The 25,777-nt window shown below is 56.6% G+C and carries 17 protein-coding genes; 9 read left to right on the top strand and 8 right to left on the bottom strand.

The genetic code is table 11. The features are described 5' to 3' along the window. Positions 1-107 precede the first annotated feature (107 nt). A complete protein-coding gene (locus KQI65_04670; protein MCB2204020.1) occupies positions 108-572 on the top strand; it encodes a universal stress protein in 465 nt (154 codons plus the stop codon). Between the two features lie 18 nt (positions 573-590). On the opposite strand, the gene KQI65_04665 is transcribed toward KQI65_04670, so the two are convergent. Beyond that, positions 591-956: a hypothetical protein gene (locus KQI65_04665; GenBank protein ID MCB2204019.1), complete on the bottom strand. Its 366-nt coding sequence runs from the start codon at positions 954-956 to the stop codon at positions 591-593. A gap of 133 nt (positions 957-1,089) precedes the next feature. Between KQI65_04665 and KQI65_04660 the strand changes: the two genes are divergently transcribed. The 3 genes from KQI65_04660 to KQI65_04650 all read left to right on the top strand — a co-directional run bounded on the left by KQI65_04660 (position 1,090) and on the right by KQI65_04650 (position 4,351). Further along, the gene (locus KQI65_04660; protein ID MCB2204018.1) at positions 1,090-1,653 is read left to right on the top strand and encodes a sigma-70 family RNA polymerase sigma factor; all 564 of its coding nucleotides are present in this window, start codon (positions 1,090-1,092) and stop codon (positions 1,651-1,653) included. A 5-nt stretch (positions 1,654-1,658) separates the two neighbouring features. Next, positions 1,659-2,228, top strand: a complete 570-nt coding sequence (locus tag KQI65_04655; GenBank protein MCB2204017.1) for a zf-HC2 domain-containing protein — start codon at positions 1,659-1,661, stop codon at positions 2,226-2,228. 134 nt (positions 2,229-2,362) lie between these two features. Further along, on the top strand, positions 2,363-4,351 hold the full coding sequence (locus tag KQI65_04650; GenBank protein ID MCB2204016.1) for a tetratricopeptide repeat protein: 1,989 nt from the start codon (positions 2,363-2,365) through the stop codon (positions 4,349-4,351). A gap of 10 nt (positions 4,352-4,361) precedes the next feature. Here KQI65_04650 and pbpC read toward each other — a convergent pair whose 3' ends face one another. The 5 genes from pbpC to KQI65_04625 form a co-directional block, all read right to left on the bottom strand. After that, a complete protein-coding gene (gene pbpC, locus KQI65_04645) occupies positions 4,362-6,683 on the bottom strand; it encodes a penicillin-binding protein 1C (GenBank protein MCB2204015.1) in 2,322 nt (773 codons plus the stop codon). After that, the gene (locus KQI65_04640) at positions 6,680-12,112 is read right to left on the bottom strand and encodes a hypothetical protein (protein ID MCB2204014.1); all 5,433 of its coding nucleotides are present in this window, start codon (positions 12,110-12,112) and stop codon (positions 6,680-6,682) included. Before KQI65_04640 ends, pbpC begins: the two co-directional genes overlap by 4 nt. A gap of 92 nt (positions 12,113-12,204) precedes the next feature. Beyond that, entirely contained in the window at positions 12,205-14,082 is a 1,878-nt protein-coding gene (locus tag KQI65_04635) for a transglutaminase family protein (protein MCB2204013.1), read from the bottom strand. 198 nt (positions 14,083-14,280) lie between these two features. After that, positions 14,281-14,517: a hypothetical protein gene (locus KQI65_04630; protein MCB2204012.1), complete on the bottom strand. Its 237-nt coding sequence runs from the start codon at positions 14,515-14,517 to the stop codon at positions 14,281-14,283. A gap of 122 nt (positions 14,518-14,639) precedes the next feature. Continuing rightward, positions 14,640-17,903, bottom strand: a complete 3,264-nt coding sequence (locus KQI65_04625) for a glycosyl hydrolase (GenBank protein MCB2204011.1) — start codon at positions 17,901-17,903, stop codon at positions 14,640-14,642. Positions 17,904-18,082: 179 nt separating this feature from the next. On the opposite strand from KQI65_04625, the gene KQI65_04620 reads away from it, so the two are divergent. Further along, complete coding sequence (locus KQI65_04620; protein ID MCB2204010.1) at positions 18,083-18,787, top strand: methyltransferase domain-containing protein; 705 nt, start codon at positions 18,083-18,085, stop codon at positions 18,785-18,787. Here KQI65_04620 and KQI65_04615 read toward each other — a convergent pair. Both KQI65_04615 and KQI65_04610 read right to left on the bottom strand, forming a co-directional pair. Continuing rightward, a complete protein-coding gene (locus KQI65_04615; GenBank protein ID MCB2204009.1) occupies positions 18,771-20,165 on the bottom strand; it encodes an AbgT family transporter in 1,395 nt (464 codons plus the stop codon). The genes KQI65_04620 and KQI65_04615 overlap by 17 nt on opposite strands. A gap of 16 nt (positions 20,166-20,181) precedes the next feature. Continuing rightward, positions 20,182-21,612 carry a sigma-54 dependent transcriptional regulator gene (locus KQI65_04610; GenBank protein ID MCB2204008.1) on the bottom strand — a complete coding sequence of 477 codons (1,431 nt, stop codon included), beginning with the start codon at positions 21,610-21,612 and terminating at the stop codon, positions 20,182-20,184. 416 nt (positions 21,613-22,028) lie between these two features. Between KQI65_04610 and KQI65_04605 the strand changes: the two genes are divergently transcribed. The 4 genes from KQI65_04605 to KQI65_04590 are packed head-to-tail and all read left to right on the top strand — an operon-like array spanning position 22,029 to position 25,707. Beyond that, positions 22,029-22,703: a glycine cleavage system protein H gene (locus KQI65_04605; GenBank protein MCB2204007.1), complete on the top strand. Its 675-nt coding sequence runs from the start codon at positions 22,029-22,031 to the stop codon at positions 22,701-22,703. 50 nt (positions 22,704-22,753) lie between these two features. Then, positions 22,754-23,659, top strand: coding sequence for a 4Fe-4S dicluster domain-containing protein (locus KQI65_04600; GenBank protein ID MCB2204006.1), 906 nt, complete (start codon positions 22,754-22,756; stop codon positions 23,657-23,659). 10 nt (positions 23,660-23,669) lie between these two features. Further along, positions 23,670-24,887 (top strand): Ni/Fe-hydrogenase cytochrome b subunit, encoded by a 1,218-nt coding sequence (hybB, locus tag KQI65_04595; GenBank protein MCB2204005.1) that lies wholly within the window; start codon positions 23,670-23,672, stop codon positions 24,885-24,887. 34 nt (positions 24,888-24,921) lie between these two features. Further along, on the top strand, positions 24,922-25,707 hold the full coding sequence (locus KQI65_04590; protein MCB2204004.1) for a hypothetical protein: 786 nt from the start codon (positions 24,922-24,924) through the stop codon (positions 25,705-25,707). Positions 25,708-25,777: the final 70 nt, after the last annotated feature.

Below are 25,777 nucleotides of genomic sequence, written 5' to 3'. Positions count from 1 at the left end.
GACACAGCATACCCGCATCGACACAGCGGGGCCTCATTCTGCAATTGACTCTGCCCGTACGGATGCTATATTTCATATATACATTCATCATCACGGAAGGAGGTCATATGCCACAGATCACGCGCATTGTCGTCCCCATCGACTTTTCCGAGTACTCCAAACGTGCGTTTCGTTACGCCGTGGATTTCGCGCAGACCTTCCACGCTGAACTCGTGCTGGTCTATGTTGTCGAACCGGTGATTTATCCGGCGGACTTCAGTTTCGGACAGGTCGCTTTGCCTTCTGTCGAGCGCGAGCTGCATGAGAAGGGAAAGGAGCAATTGGAAGCCCTGCAGAAAAGGGAAATACCGGAAGGGATCGCTTCGCGAAGCGTCATCCGATCCGGTAAACCTTTTGTGGAGATCATTCAGCTGGCGAAAGAAGAAAATGCTGAGTTGATCATCATTGCGACGCACGGACACTCGGGAATCGAACATGCATTGTTCGGAAGCACCGCGGAGAAAGTCGTGCGCAAGGCTCCCTGTCCCGTTCTTTCCATCCGCAGTCCCGAGCGCGAATTCGTGATGCCCTGAGCTGCATGCCGCACAGCGTCAGGCTTCCATCTCGCTTTCACGTTTGGATACGATGAAATAGTAGACGAGGAAGGCGAGTCCGCCAGCCATGAAAATGATGCCGGTTATCAGCTCCCCTTCATGATGCTCGGCCCAGGCGAATTGCTGCAGCGGTATCACCACGAGCAGCGCGATGCCAATGAACAGCGCCATCAGTCCGTACTTCAACGTAGAATAACGGTTCGGTCGAGCCGTGACATGACGAAACAGATGGCGAAGATTTTCATTCACCTGTTCGCGCTCGACAATGGCCATGCGCAGTTTATGCCGTGTGTCGAAAAATTTCCACAGGATGGCAGCGACCGCGGCAAAAAAGGAAAGTGGAATAAGAACTTCTGCAAACATGACAACTCCGGAAAAGGTGTGTTTCGCGTCTTTACCGGTTTTGACCCGCTCTCCCGCATCAGGGTTTCAGGTTTTTTTCTGAAACCCGCAGCTCCACTTCCCTGTCCAAAGGCATGTACGCAGTCAGGAGCGCATGAAGAAATCGGACAACGACATTATCGATGGCATTCTGCGCGGTGAAGAGCATGGACATGCCATTCTTCTTCAGCGCTATCGCACACGCGTGTATTCCCTCGCCCTGCGCATTCTGCGCGCACCCGAGGAAGCAGAGGAAGCGGCGCAGGATGCATTTATCCGTGCATTTCGCTCACTCGACAGGTTTGAGCGACGCTCACGTTTCTCCACCTGGCTGTATCGTATCGCTTACAACACGGCTCTCAATCGCGCCGCAAAGCTGAAGAGACAGCCAAAGACCACAGAGACCGAAAACGACAGCTTTATCGATGCGACGTTGTCCGTAGATGCACGTATTGAACAGAAAGAATTGAAAAGCCTGGTTGAACAGGCAATAGAAAGATTGCGCCCGGAGTATGCCGCGATTCTCACCCTGTTCTATCTTGAGGAGCAGAGTTATGACGAGATTGCCGACATCACCGGTCTGCCTGAAGGCACAGTGAAAAATCGTCTGCACCGAGCGCGCGCCGAGCTCCGAAAGCACGTGCTCCGCAAGTATTCGTATATTGAAACAACGCCATAAAGATCATGCAGCATCCAGCACCTGACATATTGCAGCAGTTCGCTGATGGAATGCTCGACAGCGAGCATCGAAGCAACGTTGAAGCCCATCTTCACGATTGTGCCGAGTGCCGCAGTGTTGTCGAACTCGAGCGTGGGATCTCCGGCGTGCTGCAAGACCTTCCACTGCATGAACCATCCACGTATTTCGATGCCTCCGTTCTCAACGCAGTGCACGCGCCTGCTTCGCACCGCGGCCCCGATCGCATCCGCATCTTCCGCTACACTGCCGCTGCCGCGTTGATACTCGTCACCCTTGTCGTTGTCATCGTCGCCGGTGCGAGCGGTGAGGAACAGTCGCGCAGCATGCTCACCCCTGTCTTCGAACGCGTCACCCCGCTATTTGAACAGGTCACGGATTTTATTGCACCCGCTACAGAACTTCTCAACAACAAGAGTACGCGGGTAGCACCGGATCTGGACGCACAGTCGGAGAGCGTCGTCCGTGTCTTTTTCATTGCCGTACTCGCTCTGCTGATCTTCGGTGGGCTTGAACGGGTCCTCCTTCCCCGTTTCAGACACGGTCACAGGCACTGAACCCCGTCTGATTTCCGTTTCCATTCGACAGAATCCCCTTTACGGACCATCATCGCAAGGCATCGGCTTCTTGGGAAACTCTTCCGCCTTCGCTATGTTGCATGTCCGTCAATCAGCAACGCAGTAACGAGGTCATGGCCAAGGAAATCCGTCAACTTGCAGCGATCATGTTTGCCGATATGGTCGGATACACCGCCATGATGCAGAGCGATGAGCAGCGCGCGAAGAAACTGCGTGACCGCTATCGCGCGACACTGGATGAACACATCCTGGAGTTTCACGGAATCATCCTGCAGCATTACGGGGACGGCACCCTTGTCATGTTCGGCAGCGCAGTTGATGCCGTGCGATCGGCGCAGCGCATCCAGTCCAGGCTCAGGAAAGAACCCGAAGTGCCGTTGCGCGTGGGGATTCATGTGGGTGATATCGCCTATGATGAGGACGGGATTTACGGAGACAGCGTCAATATCGCGTCCCGCATCGAGTCACTATCCATCCCCGGAGCCGTGCTGTTCAGCGACAGGGTGCAGGATGAACTGCATAACCATCCCGAATTCACGCTGCGCAGCATGGGACAGTACCACCTGAAAAACGTCACGCGTCCGGTCGAAATCTTTGCGTTGGCAACTGAAGGACTCGCGGTCCCGCGACCCGAGGAACTCAGTTCCCCGAAGGCTGTTTCGCTGCGCAGCGTCGCCGTTCTTCCTTTCGTCAATATGAGCACAGACCCGGAGAACGAGTATTTCAGTGACGGCATCACCGAAGAGATTATCAACGCGCTGGTCAAGGTCGACGGACTGCGCGTCACTTCCCGTACCTCTTCGTTTGCGTTCAAAGGACGCAACGAAGACATCCGCAGCATCGGCGAGCAGCTCGGGGTGAATTCGATTCTGGAAGGCAGCGTACGCAAGGCAGGCAACCGCGTTCGCGTCACCGCGCAGCTGATCAACAGCAGCGATGGGTATCATGTGTTTTCCGAGGTGTATGACAGGCGGCTCGAGGACATCTTTGAAGTACAGGACGAGCTGTCGCGTCGCATAGCCAACCTCCTCCGCGAACGCTTCCTCGGCGAGGACAAACCCCTGGTGCGGAAGCACACAGACAACATGGAGGCGTACAATACTTACCTCCGAGGCGTACATAGCTGGAATCAGTGGTCGCATGCCGCCGTACGAGAAGCCATACGCCTCTTTGAGCACGCCATTGAACTGGAGCCAGAATTCTCGCTGGCATACAGCGGACTCGCGTCGTGCAATATTTTTCTCGGAACGATCGGACAGATGGAACCGTCTACTGCGTATCAGCGAGCTCGCGTGGCCGCCCACAGGGCAATCGAACTCGACGACGAGCTCGCCGAATCGCATCTCGCCATCGCAGAGGTTCGGATGTTCAATGACTGGGACTGGAAAGGTGCGCGCGAGGCATTCGACCGCGCGCTGGAAATCAGTCCCGGCAGCGCACATGTGCATCACAGCAATTCCCTCTACCACATCGCCATGCGCAATGCAGAGACGACGCTGCAGGAACTTAAACTCGCCGCATCACTTGATCCGCTCTCCCCTTCCATCAAGCAGGCACTGGGTTTCGCCTATCTCATCAATCACGAGCCCGACCTCGCGGAACAGCATTTCCGCATCCTGCTCGAACTGCATCCCGAGTACCGCGGCGCCTGGGAGAGCCTTGGATGGACCGCACTCACACGGGGCGACACGGAACAGGCGATCACCTTTTTCCGAAAATTCCAATCCCTTACCAGTGATCGCACGCATGGACGCTCAGGACTCGGCTACGCGCTCGCGGTGGCCGGGCACCGTGAGGAAGCTGAAGAATGCCTCGCACTGATGTATGAACGGGAAAAGAAAGAGCCACAGGTATCGCTGGAGATGGACTTCATGATACTGCATGCCGGACTCGGCGATTTCGACGCAGCATTTGCGTGTATGGAACGGGCGTACGAAAAACGTCTCGGCAGCCTGCTCTTCATCCTGGCCAATCCAGGCTGGGGTGCCATTCATGCAGATCCACGCATTGACGGATTGCTCGATCGCATGGGACTCCCGCCGATGTCCCTCGAGGAAAAACAGCGACGCCTCAACAGCCGCGCTGCACCACAGCGGAAGTGATACTCCCAATTCAATAATACACAATTGTCACCGTCACACTGCTTTCCCTGCCGGCATCGTCCATGCATGTAATGCGATGCTTTTTTCTCACGGGCTGGAAAAACACCCTTCCCCCGGCCTCTACTTCAGACAAAAGATCTCCATCCACATACCAGTATTGCCTGCGCACGCCCGGAGGCGAAACTGCCTGCAGCAGCAGCTGCTGTTCCGCTCCCCGCTCGATATAATACGTGTAGTCCGTTGTCGGACTCAGAATCTCGGGGCCTTCTCCACCGTGGCGCGCCGTACAACCGGGGAAGTGCGGCGGGGGACGATCAATGCCGATGTTGTTCTGATCGAACCACAACGCGAGTCCAGGATCGTACGCGGGATACCAGACCTCCTCTGCTCCGCTGTCGGGCAGACAGTCCATGCAGTAATGCACGGTCCGTTCCATGTCGACATGATACGGCTGCATCAACGCACAGCGCTGCTGCGTCGAACATGCGGATATGGCCCAGTCATCTACCAATTCCCCACAATGCGGGGATGGGAGTAAACCCGTTCTGGCGCAGACCTTACGGCGCTGCAATCCATCGGGCTGCGTAAACCAATCCCCTCCTTCACGGTCGATGGCATGAAACAGATCTACGAGCAATGGCACAGCCATCACGGCGCCGGAGAGATGCGGCGCTCCTTCTCCGCTGAAATTTCCCATCCACACACCGATGGTATATCGTGCATTCCACCCGATTGCCCAGGCGTCACGCTTGCCATAACTCGTCCCTGTTTTCCACGCAATGCGCGGCAAACCGGATCTCGCTATCAACTCCGGTGATATGTCCGGGCGATTATGTTTCGAGAGCATATCCGATATCATATAAGCCGCCGGTGCGGAAATCCCCTGTTGTCCCTCGTCCATCGGATCGTCCGTGAAAAACCGGAGCGGTGCCGCACGTCCCTCCCTCGCGAACATACTGTACGCCCGGGTCAGCTCTTCAAGCGTGCTGCCACAACCTCCAAGTATCATGGAAAGTCCGAGGTCTTTTTTCCCTGCTGCAATTTCCGAGAAACCCAGCGCTTCCATCCAGTTCGTGAACTCACCCGTACCCTGCCGTGCAAGCTCACGAACAGCTGGAATATTCAGAGACTGCAGCAATGCATGTTCCAGTGTCACATCGCCTTGAAAGACAGCATCGTAGTTCTCCGGCGCATACCCACCGAAGTCCGAGGGGATATCCAGCAGATGCATCAGTGGCGTCAGGCTCCCTTCATTCAAAGCGCGTGCATAGAGAAATGGTTTGAGCGTCGAGCCTGGAGAGCGAATGGCGCTCGCTCCATTCACCTGTCCCTCATTGTACACGTCCGCATAGTCCGCCGACCCGACCCAGGCCGATACATCCATGCTGTCGTTGCGTATCACCAGCACGGCACCATTGCTCACACCCTGCGCCATGACGCGCTGTACATGATGAAACAGCAGTCGCTCAGCAGCATCCTGAACCGCAGCGTCGATGGTTGTTTGCAGCATGTCCCTGTGGCTGCGGCTGCGCAGCATTTGTGAAAGATGCGGCGCACGCATGGGAGGCGCGTTGCGGGCGACGGTAAATTCTTCATCCAGGGCTTCATCTATCAACTGCGGTGAAAACACGCCATCATGTACGAAGCGACGAAGCCAGCGATGGACGGCCTTGCGCAACGGTGAGGTGTGACGGTCGAGCCGAAATGTGTTCGGGTCATTGGGAAGCACAGCCAGGGAGATCGACTGCGCCAGGCTGAGCTTTCCGGGGGGACGATTGAAATAAATCCATGATGCGGAGGCCACACCCTCGATATTCCCTCCCATCGGGAGCAGACTCAGATAGCGCTCGAGGATTTCCCGCTTCGAGTAATGCAGTTCGAGCTGCACGGCACGCAGCATTTCCCGGAACTTGACGACGTAGCTGCGCCGGTCTGGCTCCTGCATGCGCACAACCTGCATGGTGATCGTCGAGGCCCCTGATACCCGTTTCCCGGATATGATGTTTGAATATGCAGCGCGCAGAATGGCAAGAGGATTCACCCCATGATGCAGAAGGAAGTACCTGTCCTCCTTCCTCACGATCGCGAGAACGAGATCAGGTGTCACATCTTTCACGCGCGTACGGAGACGCCACTTGTCATCAGAGGTCAGGAACGCGCTGAGAAGATTTCCGTCGCGGTCATGAATCTGCGTGCTGTAAGCGGGCAACGCCAGTGGAGGAAACAGGCGGTCTGCTACGAGCAGCACGGTAACGAGAAGAACGAAGGCGATGAGCATGCGCCGTGCGCCCTTCTCCAGTTGCCAAGAACCTCTGTCCCTCTTGTCTGTCATTGCTCCCGGAATCGCATCGGCGCAGCGGACACACGATCCGCTCCGTGATAGGAGTGAATGCCCGGATCATACATGGCCTCCGCCCCGATGGGTGGCAGCGCGAAACGTCCCGCGTTGACAACGCGCACGAGGTATGCATACCTGCGGGTTCGCTCACCGTCCAGCGAAGTGAAAAGGATCAGTCTGTCATCGCGAATATCGAGATATTCCACCTTCAGCGCATCCTTCACATCCCATTTGAGAGAAGTCGATGCACGGAGGCGCGTATTTTCGATTTCGCAACCTGCAGGAAGCATATCCGTCACGGCAACATTGTCCACCGATCTTCCCTCTCCGCTCAATGCGATTTCACAGACCAGCAGCTGTCCCTGCCGGAACTGTGATGGCGCAACGCGCTGCCGCGTCTGATAATCATAGTAGTTGCGGCGGACCTGCATATTCGCATCCTCTTCGACGATGTCACCACGGAGTTTGACGCCTTCGGCGCTCCAGAAATAGTAAACCTCTCCGCTGCCGCTCGCCTTCAGCACCACGCTGCCCTTTCCGAGCTCATCATCACCGAGTGCAATACTGCGGCCATCGTAACTTGCACGCTTTTTGCCGTCCACATACACACCCACCGAGATATCAGTCGAAGCGGAACGACGCGCTGCTTTGCCCAGTGCGAGCATGACAAATGCCGTTTCCTGCGTCGAGTACATGCGATCCGCCCGATTGGCTATCCATCGCAGGATATCCGGAATCTGCTTATTGGCGGGATCCACCTCGAGCAGCACGTTCAGCATGATGGCATTTGCGCGCAGTTCTGAATCGAAGCTCCCTCCCGTCTGCCGTACGGGGAGTTCCGCGCGGAAGAGTTCCGGTACGGTCTTGTGATAGGAACTCCATTTGCCCGCGAGGCCATAAGACCCTGCCAGCAGATAGCGAGTGTCGCGTGTCAGCAGATGCGGACGACCGCGATAGTAATTCATGGTCGAAAGATCTGCTTTCCCTGCCGCGGCGAGGACATACAGCGAGTACAGGATTTCCTTTCGCGCCTTGAGTTCGACCGTTCTTCCGGTCCCGCGATAATGCACGTAATCGTACGTCTCGCGTTTCTTCGCTTCACGTCCGATGTACCGGAGCAGTCGGCTGAGTGTTTTGTCGTTCACGCGGTACTTCGCCTTTTTCGCCTCGATGAGAAAATGCGCCGCATACACGCTTCCCCACCAGCTGCGCGTCTGTCCCCCCGGCCAGTATGCGAGCGAACCATCGTACAGCTGCATCGCCTGAACCTTGCGTATCGCCTCGTTGACGAAATACACCGGGTTGTGTCGGCGGTACTTGTCAGGCGCCGCGAGCTTGAGCACTTCTTCCAGGTACAGTTGCGGGAAGGCCTTTGATACGGTCTGCTCGATGCAGCCATGCGGATAGCCCACCAGGTTGCGCAACTGTTTCGCGAAGCGGATCGCCGGGAAGGGACTGACGGTCAGACTCACGCTGCGGGTGTCACGCACGTAATTTTCGGCGGTCGGCAGTGTGACGCGACTCCCGTTTTTCAACGTACCGTTGCGTGTGTCAACGGAAAACGGGACACGGGGACGCACGGCAAGTGAATATTTCTCCGTCGCGCTTCCCGCACCACCGGCTTTCAGCGTCAATTTCGCCGTGCCCGGCACGTCGGATGCACGCACGTTGAACTGTACCTGCGCTGTGCCATTCGCAGGGACGACAACGCTGCTGCTTTCTGACGATACCACTGACAGGTTTCCTTCCGTATGCAGCTGCACACGCACCTTGCCCCGTTTGTCCGTCGTGTTGATCACGGTGACGGGCATCAGCAGCGAATCACCGGCTGTGAGCAATCGCGGAAGCTGCGGTTCGAGGATGAAATCATCAGCGATTTTCATCCGGTGCTCGGCAGAACCGAAACGCTGTCCGGAATACGCGACGGCCATCAGACGCGCTTCGCCATTGAACTGTGGCAGCTTCAGCGTCACGCGTACACGGCCGTTTCCATCGGATTTTCTGATACCGCTCCAGAACGAGAACAGGTTGAAACGCTTTGTGGTGATGGGATTTGTGCGCTTCCGCGCCGCCTCCTCCATCATGTCGGCACCACCGCCGACCGAGGAGGCCATTTTCACGATTTCAGGGAGCAGAAACTGGTAGAGGTCGTGCGAAGTCACCTGCAGGGCCCTGCGTGCATACATTACCGCGTAGGGATCCGGCGTCTTGTAATCGGTGATCTGCAGTATGCCTTCGTCCACTGCCGCAAGGGTCACATGGATGTTCCTGCGCGGTGCTGTTTTGATCGTGATGGTCTGTGTCGTTCCGGGCTTCACTTTCCCGGCCGCTTCAATGCTGACCGGCAGATGATTCTCTTTTTCGACGACCGACATGGAGGCGAATCCGTGTCCAACGAGGAACGGCGTTTCCTTACTGCCGTCATGGGGACGAAAGAGCGTCGCGGTGATATACGCGTTCGGCAGGTATTCCGCGCGGACTGGCAGTTTGAGCTCGACCGAGCGCTTTTCTACATCGAGGTACTCATGGTGGAAGACGCCGTTGCGCTCAACGGTAATGAGAAGGCGTCCCGCGAAAGGACACATGAAGAGCACTTTCGCTGTCTCGCCAGGACGATATTCCTTCTTGTCAAATACGATATCGACACGTCCTTCTTTATCTACCTCGAAGGACGAGGCGGTGGAGCTTGCCCAGCCGTACGCATAGAATGTCGTCTTCTGATAGCTGTCGCTTCCGGCACGTGACAGGCGCAGTTCATATTTGCCGGAACGGGTGACCCGAACATCATATGGTGTTTCACCGTTGAGGGTGATCCGCTTCTCCCATTCAAGCACTTCCTTTTCTTCCGATGCGTAATAATACCGGTTGCCATGATCCTTCTTGAGCACCGTCTGCCATTCGAGACGTACCAGTTTGACATCAGCTTTCAGATTGCGTTTGGCGCGGTCCTCTTTATCTACCGCGATGAAACGGAAATCGATGGGCTTGTCCACACCGAAATAGCTGCCCTTCGACTGAATGCCCAGGTATACGTCGTTGGCGTGGACGGTGAAGGGCTGCATGCGATTGACCGTCCGCCCCGTCAGGTCGAAGACGCTCACATACATCGCACCTTCCAGGATTCCGCCTGCGTTAATGTCGGTGGGAATGGTGTAGCGCAGATCGCTCTCCCCTTTCTCGTCAAGCGTGCCATCCATCACCGTATTGTCGATGCGCGTGTTGCGCACCGAACTCTGGTCGAAACGATATTTCGGGTAGGCCTCGCTGCGATAGGGACGATGCCGCAGCTGCACATCCGCCTCGTAGCGGAGATTGGATGCGTCGGCACCGAAAAGATATTCTGCATCCACGTGTACGGATACTTCCTGACCGGGACGATAGCTGTCGCGTTTTGAGCTGAGCTGCACACGGATCTTGTCGGGAGCGAACTCTTCGACGCGCAATGAGGACGTACCGATCAGCTTGTCGCCGCCGGTATACAGCTCGAGCCGGTAGAGTCCGGTAAGCGCGTAATCGGGAAAATCGATTTCCTGTTCGAACGAACCTTCACTGTTGAGCACCAGCTTGTACTCCTGGAAACTGCGACCCCGGGGAGAAAGCACTTTCATGATCACCGGGATGTCACTGAGCGTGTTCATATCCTCGGCACGCACGATCGCGGAAACATGCGCCGTTTCGCCGGGACGATACAGCTCACGCTCCCCATAGAAAAACGTGATGACATCCTTGGAGGGCTGTGTGAGTCCGCCGACGTCAAAACGCGATGTCTCCACCCAGGTGTCCTCGAGATCCAGGAAATTGAAATCATCTCCCTTCACGGCGGTGACCATACTCGGTGTGAAACCTTCGGTCCTCTCACGCACATCGCTGAAGACCACGGTTCCTTCCTGGTCAGTGCGTCCCTCGAGCAGGGTCTGGTTGTTCGAAGAGATGATCGTTACGTCCACACCCTCGACCGGCATCCCGCTGCGGATGGAATTAACGAAAACAACAATCTGATCTTCAGCAACGCGCGCAATGGCCGCAAGATCACTGAGTGCGATGATTTTCGAATCCTGAATCCAACGGCTTTCGCTGCTGCTGACCCGAAGCACGTAGATGCCGTGGTGACGGGATTCGAGCACACGGTCGAGGTTGATGACATGGCTGCCCAGCCAGTTCTGACCGCTGCTCATCTCTACCGTTTCCGTGTACAGCTCCTTGCCGAAATTGCCGACGTAGAAATTGGGATTGTAGCCGTATTCGTAATCGAACCAGCGATGCTGGTTGAGGAAATGCAGAACGTTATTGGCGAAGACCTCCTCGACCGCGATCTCGATCTCATCGACGTTCACGGCACGTACTTCGACGTTGTGTTCGCCGCTTCGCATCAGGTACTGTCCCCGCCGATCCGTAAAGTTGATGGCGGGTTCCACGTCGACGAAGGACACCTGCTGACGGTATTCCTGCTCGAGAACGCCGCCGTACATGCCCGGCAATCCCTTTTCGACGATCAATTCCACGGTCTGCGCGTTCTCGAACGCGCCTTCGATACGGAAAATATTGTCGCTGACAAAATACTCGAGTGACTGCGAGGGTTCGACGCGGACGTATTTCCGGAGCGCCTCCTCGTCGACCATCTGTGTGGTCGCAACTTCGATCCATCCGCTGCTGCCGTCGTATCCCGATGCCACACCGGTCACGGCGAGCTGAGTGATGGGCGGAAGCTTTGTTTCGAATTTCCGCGTCTCTGCCAGCGGCTTGCGTCCGATGACAGACTGCAATCCCTCACGCACGATGAGCGTCACACGCTGTTCGGCATCTTCCTGCTGCACCTCGCCAATGGAAATCGCAATGACCTCGGATGGCTGCTCAGACATGATGCGAACGTCGGCGATGCGTTCGCCGTCACGCTCCACCTCGAGGAATTCGCGCAATTGATCCGGCTGGACCGGATAGTTGAAATGCAGGTTGGCCTGTATGGTGACCGTGTAGTATTCATGCGGCACATGCGTCCAGAATACATCGGCTTTCACCGCGTCAAAATCAGGTGTGCGGAATGTCAGATCGTCGAAGTCCGAACTGAGTCCACTGTTGTACAGCACCAGATCAGTAATCTCCGCCTCGTATTCCTGCATCGGCTGCAGCGGCACATCGGGTGAGAACAGCAGCCGCCTGGCGGACGTCCACTTGTACTTTCCACTGATTTCCGGAGAAAAACGAATGAGCTGATCGTTCAGCCACACGTTCTGCTTGTCCGGAGGAGCGAGATCGTGGGAAAACTCAATCTCGAGTGTACTAAGCAGCGGGACCTCGCCCTCTGGCGAAAAGTGCACGACTTCAACGGAATTGGATGAACTGCATCCGCCGATAAGCATGAGGGTACACAGTGCTGCGGCGATCGCTGCGTGACGAAATGTGAAGGGATGTTGGGAAAGCGGCATCCTCGCTCCATGACAATGACAGGAATGCCAAAAACTAGCGAAATTGGAGGAGACTTGGTAGGTATGCGTGAGGGATGTTCAGTCCGCTCCTGTCAGGGAGAAGCGAACAGTTTCATGCTCTGAAGGATGTTCTGCAGCTGATCCGCATAGCGGGAAAACTGCGCTGCGGGAGCGGTGAAGCGCAGCAGATATCCACGTTGAAGAATCGAGAACATGCAGTCCGCCGTGCGAATGCGGTCAGCCCCCGAGTCTTCACGCGAATCATTGTAGCTGTAGATTACGTATGGTGCGCGACGATCACCAAAACGGATTTCTCCCTTTTCTTCCACTTCCGCATCCGCGAGCACGGCCGAGAGCGCACGCACGCGGGTTTCAAATAACGCGTCCGTCGGCTGCAGGAAGGGATTGGCGAAGAGATGCAGTTCGAAGTGGACTTCCGATCCCAGCTCGGGCACCGCAGTGAGAACGATTTCCTTGCCCACGGTACGTTCTTCGAGCAGCCATCCCGAGGGAGCCGTGATCTCGCAACGATATTCCCTGTTACTGTAGACGTTGTTGACGATGGCCGTGGGGAGTTCAGCGGCAGCGCTTTCGTCGATGCGCTCTACTTCATCCACAAGCAGCTGCACATTGTTCCGCAGCTGCCCGGCCAGTGTGAGCAGCTCCTGGAAGGTGGCGGAATGCACAAGTTTCACATGCTGGGCATCCTCGATGATGCGTCCTGCGATCGGATCGACGCACACCCAGTCACCGGTCCACGCCTCCACCCATACCGTACTCTGCCAGTGTCCATCCTGCGGATGCATGCCCAGGACGAAACGGGCCGGCACGCCGGCTTTCCGTGCAAGAGCCACGAAGAGCAGGGCCGCGTGTGCAGCATTGCCGCGCGGCGCCTGTACGATTTTGTCCGCTGTGACGATGGGCATGAATTCGTCCTGCACGAAATTCTCACCGCACCAGCGCATGATCGCCTCGGCAACGATGCCACCGTTGCGTTCCCAGTTTCGGAGTTCCGCCGCCCGTTTGCGTATGTTCTCATTGTCGAGTGCGAGATAGTGCGACGGTTTGAGATATTGCTTCAGTGCGGCATCACGATAGGGAAGTTCCTCATCCTCGAAGCGCTGATAACTGCGTTCAATGCTCAGTTGCACGGTATCAAGGGAACTGCCCGAGACCCCGGGCAGACTCTGGCGTGAATCTTCCGGAAACAGCCGTACGTTGCTGCCCGCCTTGAGGATGACACGCAACTCCATGCTGCGGATGTTTTCGGGTCGTGTCGGAAGCTGCAGTCGTTCACCCTGCCAGAGCAGTCCGCAGCCGAGATCACAGGGACGAAGTACGGGATTGACTTCGGACCGGCGCACGACGACACCGTACTCGGGACGCGACCACTGTTGGAGGAGTCCTGCCGATTCGACAAGCATCTCCATCTGTCCGTCAGCAGTGATGACATATTCATTCTGTGGCGTCCTCGCTATTTCGAGAACGACGGGGGCCGCTTCAAAACTGCGGGTGGAAAGCATCTGTTCGGGCAGCGGGGCATCCAGTCTGTGCAGCAGTTCCGGAAGCAGGATATCCGCAACAGCGCTGCGGTCTTCCCTCCAGCGCTGCGTCTCTCCATCAGGAAACTGCCGGGAAAAGTACAGTACATCGCCGACCGCACTTCCCTTCACCTTCCATTCGGTATCCCCGCGTTTCTCCATGGCGTCGAGAGAAACAATGCGAAGGGCGGTATCCGCCAGCAGATGCACGGTGTGCAGCCAGGTTTCCTCCCTGCCTGCGAGCGTCCGCACGCTGCGCTCCTCCCGGAGGTCGTATTCCATATAGCCGTTCGCCAGATGCTGCGCATCCAAGGTCATCCGGCCGCACGGGAGCGAGCCGACCTCGATCACGTAGTTGCGCGTCTGCCCGAAGACGATCAACGGGAAGGCGAGAAAGAATAGAACGAGTGTCGTACGATGTATGATCATTTCCGCCAGTTGCAGAGAGTCACAAAAGCAAAAAATACGGAAATTGACGGATTTCTTGAAGTAAAACACTGTCCCTATATACGCAACCCGGCTGTCCCTCTCCCGGCCCCTTGTGCACACTCCGGGATCATTATCCCCGGTCCCAGGTTACCAGTTGGCTGTCCTGCGCACCCACACCCGAAATGTCATCCACGCATATCAGTGTGTCACAGCCGAGTGCCACGATCCGCTAGCGTCCGGCTGCTGCTCATCTTCTGAAGCATGGTCTGCGTCATCATCCATGCGCATGCGATCGAGCCTGCGCTGATGCATATAGTTGCGGTACCGCGGAATACCCCATGAAATCAGGGCGGAGAGCGCAAAGAGTATCGCGAGTCCGATAAGAGTGATTTCCAGATCCCCTGCTTCACCGGTGCCAGCAAGATAGATATCCATCGTTGCTCCAGAGATTGTGTGCGATACGGGATTATAGAAATCGCGGCGACCAGTGTCAAGCATATAAAATGCATCCCGGTTCGCCACATGACGAACCGGGATGCATTCTACTGAAGCTGAATTTATCGCAGTTCGGGAAGCCGTCCCGGCGTCCAGGGCGCACCCAACTGCTCCAGCTCGGTTTCGAGCTGCGGCAGTTCCACTTCTCCGATTTTCTTGAGTTCAGCCGTGATTGCACGGATCAGCGATGCTGCATCGTCAGCCTGTTTGATATGCTGCGGTGCGGGAGCCGAGGTCGAACGATAGATGAAGTACATCAGGTATTCGATGCGTTCGACCACCGAGCGCGCATAACTGCCGTTGCGTGAACGGATGGTCTGATCGCCGTTGAGACGCCGATTGATGTCGAGCATGCTGTCACGCATGTCCTTCCAGCGCTTCACCAGCTCAGGACCCGCCTCGGGTGTTATCTGCAGGGCCTTGTCTGTAGCGTCGAGCCGTTCCTGCACCTCCGCGGCATATTTCTGCACACCACGCGTCACACGCTGGATTTCACCCAGGCGCTGCTGGAACTGCACGAGTGCGGCACGATCCGCTGCAGGAAGCGTGGTGTTGTTGAGTACACGGGCAGTGAACTGTACGGGACCCGCAAGCTTTTTCTGCACGCCGCCGACGACGGATGCAAGCTCCACGCTGTATGTGCCCGGGAGCACGAGCAGTGCATCGGCTTCATTCACCTTGCTCTTCTTGCTCACTGGTGTGCGTCCCGCATACCGCAAGTCCCATGTAATGCGCTGCACGCCTTTCTTTGCCGGAGCGCGCAGTTTGCGCACAACATTTCCATCGGACGAGCGGATGGTGAACAGCAAATAGGCCTCTATCTCATTGTCTTCCGCGCGCAGTGTTTCCCAGTCCGGATACGGCGGCGTCTTGCCTTCCTTTTCCAGCTTTTTCGCTTCGGCCTGCCGCTTGGCTTTTGCCGATTTGATGCCCTCCTTCACGTAGTAGGTGAAGGTGGCGCCGAAGTCCGGATTCGGGGCAGTGAAGAAGGTCTCTCCCTGCGAATGCACGCCGCGATGCGTGGCTTCGATGAACATGAGCGCATCCTTGACAGGGAAAATGTGGGCGTCACCTTCGAGAAGCCCGGCATCGATACTGCGCAGCGGCGTATAATCATCGAGGATATAGAAGCCGCGCCCGAAGGTACCGAGCACGAGGTCGTTCTCACGCTGCTGTATGGTCAGGTCTTTTACCGCAATGGTGGGCAGACCGGACTTCAGCTGCGTCCAGCTGCCGCCTGCATCGGTGGAAACGTGCACGCCGAATTCCGTGCCGACAAAAAGCAGGTCTGCGTCGACATGATCCTGTGCGATGGCGTAGACGGGACCATTGTCGGGCAGCGTGCCGCCGATCGCGGTCCAGCTGCGTCCCCTGTCCGTACTGCGATAGACGTACGGTTTGAAATCGGCCATCTTGTGATTGTCGAAGGCAGCGTACACGGTATTCGCATCATGCCGTGAAGCATGAAGGAAACTCACATACGTGCGCTCAGGCACGCCTTTGATGGACGACACTTCCCTCCAGTTTGCGCCGCCGTCTTCACTGACCTGAATCAATCCATCATCGGTGCCGACGTAAAGCAGACCTTCAACTTTCGGTGACTCGTCGAGCGCCACGATGGTACCATACAGCGAAGTGGATGCATTTTTCGCGACAGCTTCAGGACCCCAGACCTTGCCCATGACGGGCAGCGTGTTACGGTCGATCTGACGGGTGAGGTCGGGACTGATGGTGGTCCAGCTCTCGCCCCGATCATCACTGCGGAAAAGCTTGTTGGCAGCGAAGTACAGGCGCGTGGCTTTGTGGGGACTGATGAGCAGCGGAGAATCCCAGTTCCAGCGATAGGGCTGTTCACCCGGCGCGGGCTGCGGCTGAATGCCGAGCTTCTCACCACTCCGCTTGTCGAAGCGTGTCAGGAAGCCGTACTGCGACTGTGCATACACGATGTCAGGATTCACGGGATCGATCTGCGTTTCAAAGCCATCACCCCCGTTGGTATAAATCCAGTCCTCGTTGAAAATGCCATCCTTGTTGACCGTGCGTGAAGGCCCCCCGAGACTCTGATTGTCCTGCGTCCCGCCATAGACATTGTAAAACGGTTCGGCATTGTCAACGGAAACGCGGTAGAACTGCGTGACAGGGAGATTGGACTTGTATCGCCACTGCTTTCCGCCATCATAACTGTCATACACACCGCCGTCGCAACCGATGAGCAGGTGGTCCGTATTGTCTGGATCAATCCACAGTGCGTGGTCGTCAACATGCCGGTGCCGGTTGCCGAGATGACGCTCGGTCTTGAAGCCGTCTTCGGTTACACGGGAGTAGGTGTCGAGGGAATAGACTTTATCGGGATCGAGAGGGTCGCACACCAGTTCGCTGTAGTACTGGGCACTGTTGGACTGATAGCTGCCGCGCTTTTCCCAGCTTCCGCCGCGGTTGGTGCTGCGGAAAATGCCACCCTTTTCGCCTTCGATTATGGCATAGATATAGTCAGGGTTTGCCGGTGAAACGGCGAGTCCGATGCGTCCCACATCTCCGCCGGGCAGTCCGGTTTTCAGCGTGTCCCAGTCTGCACCGCCATTGGTGGATTTGAAAATCATGTTCTCCGGTCCCCCATTGATCAGCGTCCACACATGCCTGCGACGCTGATAGGACGCCGCATACAGCACCTGGCTGTCGCGCGGATCCATGACCACATCGGTCACGCCCGTATTCTCGGATATCTGCAGCACCGGCGTCCAGCTCTCACCTGCGTCGATGCTTTTGTAAAGACCGCGGTCGCCACCCGGACCCCAGAGCGGTCCCTGTGCGGCCACGTAGACCACGCGTGAGTCCGTCGGGTCGATGACAATCTTTCCGATATGCTCGGATTTCTTGAGTCCCATATTCTTCCAGCTCTTGCCGCCGTCGGTGGAGCGATAGACCCCGTCGCCATACGAGACGCTGCGCTGGCTGTTGTTCTCACCGCTTCCGACCCAGACGGTGTGGGGATTATTCGGATCGATGGTGACGCAGCCGATGGAATACGACGCTTCCGCGTCGAACACCGGCGCATAGGAAATCCCGTCATTCACGGTTTTCCATACGCCGCCCGAGGCAACGGCCACATAATACTCGGCGTGATTGTCCGGCCGCACCGCAAAGTCGATGATGCGTCCCGAAGGCAGCGCGGGACCAATGCCCCGGAATTTCAAACCGGAAAGCGTGGAGGAAGAAAGCTTCGCGGCGCTTTCATCAGCCTCCTCTTCCTGCGCAGTTGCGGAAAATGTCGTCATGACCAGCAGCAGTGCTGTCATCAGAAAGTGTAGTGCAGTTCTCATAGTCATACTTTGGAAGGTGTACGGGAATGAAGAGGTCCCGGTGGGACTTTCAGAAAGATACAATTTTCATTGGGATACCAAGACGTGAAGGTCCGCTATATGAAATATGCAGAAAGTGCATAATTGCTGGAAGGCCGGTTGAGCCTCCTGCGCGTCGCAGTGTGTCAGCAATTCCGGAATTGCGTATGTTGCCGACAATGGAACAGACACAACAGGAAATCACCGCTTACTACGACAGCTTTTACAGCGAAGGGGATTTCACGTACTACTCCCCCGCTGTTTCCCGCGCAGCGCTGTCAGCAATTATGCAGAAAGCGGGTATTGCGACCGGAGCGAGGGTGCTTGACGTTGGCTGCGGTACGGGTTTTTACAGCGGACTGCTACAAGAGCTGGGCTACGAGGTCACGGGGGTGGATGTCAGCACAGCGGCAATAGAAAAAGCCCGGGCGCTGCATCCCGGCATCCGCTTTGAACAGGCCGACATACTTGAGGCGAGTGAGGATTTCAGGGGATACGATGTGGTGTTTGCCATTGGTTTCAGTCCGCTCAACACGGCAAATATGCAGAATCTGCATAATGTGATGAACGCGCTGCTTAGGCTCGTGAACGACAACGGCATCCTTCTTTTCCTCGGGGGAAGCACACTGAGCGGAGATGCGACTGCGCCGTCGAACTGGCATAATCACGTTTGGAAAGATATCCTCTCCATCGCGCCGGAAGGATCAGAGGTGATATCGGGTCCCTGGCTGACGCATTTCCAATTGCTGCGCATGCTCCCTTCTGCCATCGCGCTGAGCACGCCTCTCACCTTGCTGCTGCGCTTCCTGCCATTGCGTTTCGTGCGTAGAATCGTGCTTGCTATTCGTCCCTCGCCTACTGCCAGTGCGTAAGCACGGGCCAGACGAGAAGAAGCAGCGAGAGTACGAAAAAGAATACCTGCATGGGGAGATGCCATTTGAACCAGCGGTCGTAGGGAATTTTCGCCATGGTGAGCGTCCCAATGGTGACACCGGAGGTGGGAATAATCATGTTCGTGAATCCATCCCCCAGTTGATAGGCGAGCACAGCGGTCTGGCGGGTCAGTCCCGACAGATCTGCGAGGGGACCCATGATGGGCATGGTGAGCGCCGCCTTGGTGGAGCCCGAAGGGATGAAGAAGTTCAGCGCCATCTGCATGCCATACATGGCGTCGGCAGAGAGCATGCGCGGCATGTTTGAAGTCACACGCGACATCCCGTAGAGAATGGTATCCATGACATGTCCGTCTTCGAGAAGCACGATAATCCCACCGGCAAAACCGACGATCATGGCCGCGCTGGTCATGTCCTTCACCCCCATGATGAAATGCTTCGCGAGGTCGTTGGGCGACTGCCGCGACACCACACCGGCAAGCACGCCCATGGCAAGAAACAGCGCCGACAGCTCCGTGATATACCAGCCATACATGGTCACGCCGAAAATCATCCCAATGACGCCACCGAGGAGAATGAGGAGCGTGGCAACATGCCTGCCGGAGAAGTCCCCCTGCTCCATCTGCTTCTGCTGGATTTCCTTCCGCCGCTCATTGTCCAGTTCATACATCAGCGAGCGGGTCGGATCTTTTTTAATTCGTGCCGCATAGACCATCACCCAGGCGATACTGCCCCCGGTAATCAGCACCCAGACGATCACGCGGTATTCCCAGCCCGAGACGAGAGGTACGCCTGCGAGTCCCTGTGCAATCTGCAGCGTGAATGGGTTAATGAAGGCGCCGGCAAAACCGACTCCCGCCGCCAGGAAGGTCAGACTCACGCCAACGAAAGAATCGTAGCCGAGCGAGAGAGCAAGAGGGACGAAGATGAGGACGAAGGGCATCGCCTCTTCGCACATGCCGAACACCGCGCCGAACAGCGAGAAGAAGGTCATCACGATGGGAATGATGAGGAATTCCCTGCCTTCGAGCTTGCGCACTAGCTGCCTGGTTCCTGCCGCGATGGCACCGGTTTCATTGAGTATGGAAAACGCACCGCCGACGAGGAAAATGAAGGCGATAATTTCGGCAAGACGCAGGAAGCCGTCCATCGGCGCCGTGAATACCTCCCAGGTCTGCGGCACGGCATCCACTGCGTGATAGGAGCCCTCGACCAGCACCTCACGCGAGACGCCGCCCACATCTTCGGACGTACGATCAAATGCACCGCCGGGCAGCACCCATGTTGCCACGGCCGCGAGAATAATGAGGGAAAAGACGATGACAAATACGTTGGGGACTTTCTTGACCAGCGACATTGACGCAGCTCAGCTCCTAGGCCTGGGGATCCTGCAATTTGTATTCCTTGACCTTGGTCTGCATGGTCTTGTAATCGATCTGCAGGATGCGAGCCGCCTTGGCCTTGTTCCAGCCCGTACGCTTGAGCGTCTCGAGCAGAATCTGCCGTTCGACGTGGGCGGTGTGCTTGCGCACGTGATCCTTGAGTGAGATTCCCTGGTCGAGATCGCTTTCATCGATTTCAGCCGCGGTCAGCGCGGCCCGTGCCCGGCGCTCGGCATCCATTTCCAGGTCGAGCTGTTCAGCGGTCACGAACTCCTCAGCGAACATCACGGCGCGTCGCACGACGGATTTCAGCTGCGCGACGTTACCAGGCCAGTTGTAGGCCAGCATTTTTTCGATGGCTTTCGGTGTAAAGCCGGAAATAGCCTTGTTCAGTTCCTGATTGTTAAGATGCAGGAAGCGGCTTGAAAGGTAGGGAATATCTGTTTTCCTCTCGCGAAGGGAGGGAACGAAAAGACTGAATTCACTGAGACGGTAGAAAAGATCCGCACGGAAACGTTTTTCTTCTACTAATATATTGAGGTCTTTGCTGGTGGAGACCACGAGCCGCACATCGACCGGGATACCCGCGTCGCTGCCCATACGCACCACGCTCTTATTCTGCAGGCAGCGCAGCAGCTTGCCCTGCAGTCGCGGCGGGAAGGCGGAAATTTCGTCCAGGAACAGCGTCCCGCCGTGAGCCGCTTCGAATTTCCCCGACTGGCCATCTTCCGCTTCCGGGAAGGCGCCACGCTCGTATCCGAACAGCTCACGTTCAAGCACTTCTTCGGATGGCGCGTCGCAGGCTATGGAAACAAAAGGCTTTGACGCACGCTCGCTGTTGTCGTGCAGAGCACGGGCAACCAGCGATTTTCCCGTCCCTGCCTCACCCTGGATGAGGATGTCGAATTGGGACTGTGCGATATGCTTCGTCGTCGCGGTCAATTCCACCACCACATCGCTGGTCCCCATGTTCTGGAGCAGACTGTCCTGCTTTTTCGGCGCGCTGCTCTGATTTCCCTGATACTTCCTGCGAAGCAGACGTTCATCGAGCGCACGATCAATGACTTCAAGAATCTCCGTCGTCTCGAAAGGCTTGGCGACATAGTCGAAGGCCCCCGCCTTCATCGCATCGACGGCACCCGGGACGCCAGCAAGCGCCGTCATGAAGATGACCGGCACTTCCGGATTCATACGGCGCATGCGGAGCATGACCTCGCGTCCATCCATCCGCGGCATGAGAATGTCGAGGACCACCGCATCAGGTTCATCCTTGCGAAACAACTCGAGCGCCGAATCCCCATCCATCGCCATCATGGACATCAGTCCATGACGCTCGAACAGCCGCTTGAGCAGGATGCACATATCCTCCTCATCGTCCACAATGAGAATTTTCATCCCACGATACTTGTCGAGGCCTTCCATATAAACAGACTCCTGAAAATTTGGGCGCCGTAAATTACGGGAGAAAAGTGTCTGTTTCAATATATCAGGGAAAAAATTCCATAGTTGCCAATCCTGCCACCCTCAGATCGCCTCGAATTCCCTGTTGAATTGCTCCTCACTCGCTGTTGAATATTTAAACAGCACATTAGTCCATTGTTTTTTCATGATTTAATGCACCATTTCTTCATGGGGAGCAATTTCCCCTGCTGATTTTTTCTACAGTGCTCAATTTTCCGGATTTCCGTGCATGAAGGAATTGTCATCTATCTATATGATATTACTGCACATGCGCAAGTTCGTGCATTTGTTCTCAATTTGGTACGGGAATTGCAGTAAAATTCAACAGAAGATTGTTGAAAGTCGCAACACCCATCCACCAAGTACTGGAGTTCATCATGGTTGCCTTATTCGTCATCTTGTTCGTGGCCGTTCTACTGGCTATCGATCTCATCATTCAGGCTCGCAGCCGCCGTTATCCCATCATGGGCGCTGTTCCTGAAGGAGGCAGCAACGTGCATGGTAAAGAAACCGTGCGCATTCCTAAAAGTGTATTCTTCCACCCCGGCCACACCTGGGCGCGTCTGCAGGACGGTGATCAGCTCGAGGTCGGCGTCGACGATTTCGTACAGAAAGCGCTCGGCGGCATAGACAGCATGCAGCTGCCGATGGTCGGGGAATTCGTGCGTCAGGGCGATCCTGTAATCACGCTGCATCACGGAAGCCGCAGGGTTTCGCTCGTGGCTCCCGCCAGCGGATACGTGCGCGCCATCAACCGCGATGCGGTAGAAAATCCGAGCGTTGTGGCCGAGAATCCCTATCGCGAGGGTTGGCTCATGATGGTGGAACCGGCGGAACTCGCCGCAAACCTGAGCCTGCTGCGCGTGGCCGAAAGCGCCGTGAGCTGGATTAAAAGTGAAATCAAGCGTTTCCGTGAATTCCTCGGCAGCAGCATTGCACAGCCGGCCACGGTCGGAGAGTCGATGCTCGACGGCGGTGTGCCTGTTTCCGGAGCCCTGGAACATCTCGATGAAGAGCATCTGCAGACCTTTGAAGAGCAGTTTCTGCGCTGAGAACCGGTCACCTTCAATCGAATTGTTCCACTTTCATCCAGGAGACAACAATGTCGCACGCTATACTCGTGGATTTGACGGCATGTGTCGGTTGCGGTGCCTGCCGCGACGCCTGCCAGCAAATTCATAAATTTCCCGAAAACGAAGAAGCCTGCCTCGGCGCGAAGTGTTTTACCACGTTGAAAACCGTCGAGAACGAAGATGTCGGCGAAGTGTACATCCGCCAGATGTGCCGGCACTGCCAGGATCCCGCCTGCGCGTCGGTGTGCCTCGTCGGCGCGCTGGAGAAAACAAAAGACGGTGCGGTAACCTGGGATGCCAACAAGTGCATCGGCTGCCGTTACTGCATGCTCGCCTGTCCGTTTGACATCCCGAAGTATGAATGGGACAGCCTCTCCCCCAAGGTCCGCAAATGCACGATGTGCTACCAGGAACGCCACATCACGGCCGATATGGCGGTGGACAAGGAAGGTTATGTCGTCAACAAGCGTGGCGAACGCGTCACGGTCGATGGACGCGAGATTACGGCCGAAGAGCGCGATACCATCGTGGAAATGACCACGAACTATGATGACAAACGTGCTTCCGCATGTTCGGTGGCATGTCCCGCCGAAGCCACGATCTTCGGTGACCGCGACGAGCTGCTGGCCGAAGCACGCCGCCGCATCGTCGACAATCCCGACGACTACGTTCCCCGCGTCTACGGACAGAAGGAAGTCGGCGGAACCTCGGTGTTTTATATCTCAGGTGTTTCTTTTGAAAGCCTCGGCTTCAGCACCAAGGTCGGGGACGAAGCGCTCCCCCAGAAGACCTGGAACGTGCTGGAGAAAATTCCTGATATTGTCGTGACAGCCGGCGTGGCGCTCGGTGCCGTGTACTGGATCACCAACCGCCGCGACGACGTCAAACGCTATGAGGACGAAGTAAAGAAAAACCGTTCCAAGAAATCATCCTGAGGAGAACATCATGAAACTCGCAATGCCGCGCATTACCTTCTGGAAAGTCACGGCAGCCGTGTTCCTCCTCGGGGGACTCACGGCGACCATTATCCGCTTCGGCTGGGGACTCGGAGCGGCGACAAACCTCTCCGACATCACCCCGTGGGGTCTGTGGATCGGCTTCGACGTCGTCACCGGAGTCGGACTCGCCGCAGGTGGATTCACACTTGCCGGAATCGTCTACATCTTTCATCTCAAACGTTTCAAACCCATCGTGCGTCCCGCCATCCTGACGGCCTTTCTCGGCTACAGTCTGGTCATCGTGGGACTGCTTTTCGATCTTGGTCGTCCCTGGGCCATCTGGCACGCCCTGATCTATCAGAATCCGCATTCGGTGCTGTTTGAAGTCGCCATGTGCGTGATGATTTACACGACGGTGCTCGCACTGGAATTCTCACCCGTGGTGCTCGAACGCTTCAAACTGCATCGCGCGCTGAAAGTCATGAAAGCGATCACCATCCCGCTCATCATCGCGGGTATCCTGCTCTCGATGCTGCATCAGTCCAGCCTCGGCTCTCTCTACCTGATCGTCCCGCAGAAAATGCATGCGTTCTGGTACTCCCCCATGCTGCCGGTGTTTTTCTTCATCAGCGCCGTGGGTGTCGGACTCGGCATGACCATCGTCGAATCCTATCTCAGTGCCCGTGCATTCGGCAAGACGCTGGAAACGCCGCTGCTGCGTGATCTCGCGCGCATCATGCTCGGCGTACTGCTGGTGTACTGGACCATGCGCGGCATCGACCTTTTCCGCCGCGACGCACTGCATTTCCTGGCCGAACCTTCGTTCGAAACCAGCATGCTGTATCTCGAAGTCACGCTCATGCTCATCGTCCCGCTGCTGCTTTTCAATATCCGTGGCTGGGGACAGTCGCGTGCAGGACTCTTCTTCACGGCCTTTTCGGTCGTCCTCGGCTTCATGACCAATCGCCTCAATGTGACGATGACGTCGCTGGAAGCCTACTATCGCGACAACTTCGGCGCCTCCTACTTCCCTTCCATCGGCGAACTCGCGGTCACGATTTCGATTGTCACCGCTGGATTCGTCCTCTTCGCCTATGCGGTGAAGTACCTGCCGATTTTTCCGGAACATGAAGAAGAGACGGTACTTCGTATCAACGACGAGCCGGAACGGACCGCTGCACATCCTGTTGAGGGAAACCCCGCGGCCGAACTGCATCGCCACTGATTTCACAACAGCACGCAACTCACGGACTGCCGTCATGGGCATTATCATCGATACGCAGCAGGAACAACAATGTATCTGGGTTGAAGCGGGCGTGCTCAACTTCAAGCTCTGCGACAGGAATTTTCACTGTGAACACTGTCCGCTTGACGCCGCCCTCCGCGACCACGATGCATACTGCATGCAGGAGCATCCTGAGCTGACCTACCGCAAGGTCGATCTTCAGCTCCCGGATGACGTGCCTGACAGCCTGCAACCCCTGCTGGCGCCTCTGCGCTCGATTTCCCTGTGCGAGAACATGCAGTACAGCGCAAGGCATATCTGGGCTCGCGTCATGCTCAACGGCATGGTCGCCTGCGGACTCGATGCATTCGGCGCTGCGCTCTTGCCCGATGATCTGCAGATCGTGATCGTTGCAAACCATACGACACTGCAGGAAGGGGATACATTCGGATGGGTCTATGGTGGGAGCCACACAGTTCCCCTCTCTGCCCCGGTGTCGGGAACCGTGGTGTGCAGGAATACCTTCCTGCGCACCACGCCCGACGTCGTGCGTTCCGCACCCTATGAAAAAGGTGCGCTGGTCACCATCTCCCCTTCCGTCGCTTCCCTCGCCCATGCCCAGCTGTCTACCCCCCGCAATCATGACCGTCGCATCCGTAAGCGCGCCCGCACCCTGTCTGACCGTATCACCCGGATGCTCGCCTCCCCCATGGTCGGACCCTGCCTCAACGACGGTGGCGCTCCTGTCTCCTCACTCGAACAGATGCTCGGGGAGGAGCGCTACTGGAAGCTGCTCAGCAATTTCATTGGCGGAGAATAAGGTCCGAAGTTTGCTGATGGCAACGGACTTTCCTAGTTTGTACTGACAGCTTTCCCGTCCCTCAGACGGA

The sequence above is a fragment of the bacterium genome, assembly GCA_020444325.1.
Taxonomy (GTDB): Bacteria; Bacteroidota; Ignavibacteria; order SZUA-365; family SZUA-365; genus BM516.
Note: the sequence above shows the minus strand (reverse complement) of the source record. Positions and strands in the feature narration are given on the sequence as shown.

What these genes read in the sequence shown, in the direction of transcription:
- pbpC (MCB2204015.1), bottom strand. Translation starts at nt 6,683, where the DNA reads ATGACAGACAAGAGGGACAGAGGTTCTTGGCAACTGGAGAAGGGCGCA.
- KQI65_04635 (MCB2204013.1), bottom strand. Translation starts at nt 14,082, where the DNA reads ATGATCATACATCGTACGACACTCGTTCTATTCTTTCTCGCCTTCCCG.
- KQI65_04615 (MCB2204009.1), bottom strand. Translation starts at nt 20,165, where the DNA reads ATGTCGCTGGTCAAGAAAGTCCCCAACGTATTTGTCATCGTCTTTTCC.
- KQI65_04640 (MCB2204014.1), bottom strand. Translation starts at nt 12,112, where the DNA reads ATGCCGCTTTCCCAACATCCCTTCACATTTCGTCACGCAGCGATCGCC.
- KQI65_04670 (MCB2204020.1), top strand. Translation starts at nt 108, where the DNA reads ATGCCACAGATCACGCGCATTGTCGTCCCCATCGACTTTTCCGAGTAC.
- KQI65_04620 (MCB2204010.1), top strand. Translation starts at nt 18,083, where the DNA reads ATGTTGCCGACAATGGAACAGACACAACAGGAAATCACCGCTTACTAC.
- KQI65_04590 (MCB2204004.1), top strand. Translation starts at nt 24,922, where the DNA reads ATGGGCATTATCATCGATACGCAGCAGGAACAACAATGTATCTGGGTT.
- KQI65_04655 (MCB2204017.1), top strand. Translation starts at nt 1,659, where the DNA reads ATGCAGCATCCAGCACCTGACATATTGCAGCAGTTCGCTGATGGAATG.
- KQI65_04650 (MCB2204016.1), top strand. Translation starts at nt 2,363, where the DNA reads ATGGCCAAGGAAATCCGTCAACTTGCAGCGATCATGTTTGCCGATATG.
- KQI65_04660 (MCB2204018.1), top strand. Translation starts at nt 1,090, where the DNA reads ATGAAGAAATCGGACAACGACATTATCGATGGCATTCTGCGCGGTGAA.
- KQI65_04665 (MCB2204019.1), bottom strand. Translation starts at nt 956, where the DNA reads ATGTTTGCAGAAGTTCTTATTCCACTTTCCTTTTTTGCCGCGGTCGCT.
- KQI65_04630 (MCB2204012.1), bottom strand. Translation starts at nt 14,517, where the DNA reads ATGGATATCTATCTTGCTGGCACCGGTGAAGCAGGGGATCTGGAAATC.
- KQI65_04600 (MCB2204006.1), top strand. Translation starts at nt 22,754, where the DNA reads ATGTCGCACGCTATACTCGTGGATTTGACGGCATGTGTCGGTTGCGGT.
- KQI65_04625 (MCB2204011.1), bottom strand. Translation starts at nt 17,903, where the DNA reads ATGACTATGAGAACTGCACTACACTTTCTGATGACAGCACTGCTGCTG.
- KQI65_04605 (MCB2204007.1), top strand. Translation starts at nt 22,029, where the DNA reads ATGGTTGCCTTATTCGTCATCTTGTTCGTGGCCGTTCTACTGGCTATC.
- hybB (MCB2204005.1), top strand. Translation starts at nt 23,670, where the DNA reads ATGAAACTCGCAATGCCGCGCATTACCTTCTGGAAAGTCACGGCAGCC.
- KQI65_04610 (MCB2204008.1), bottom strand. Translation starts at nt 21,612, where the DNA reads ATGGAAGGCCTCGACAAGTATCGTGGGATGAAAATTCTCATTGTGGAC.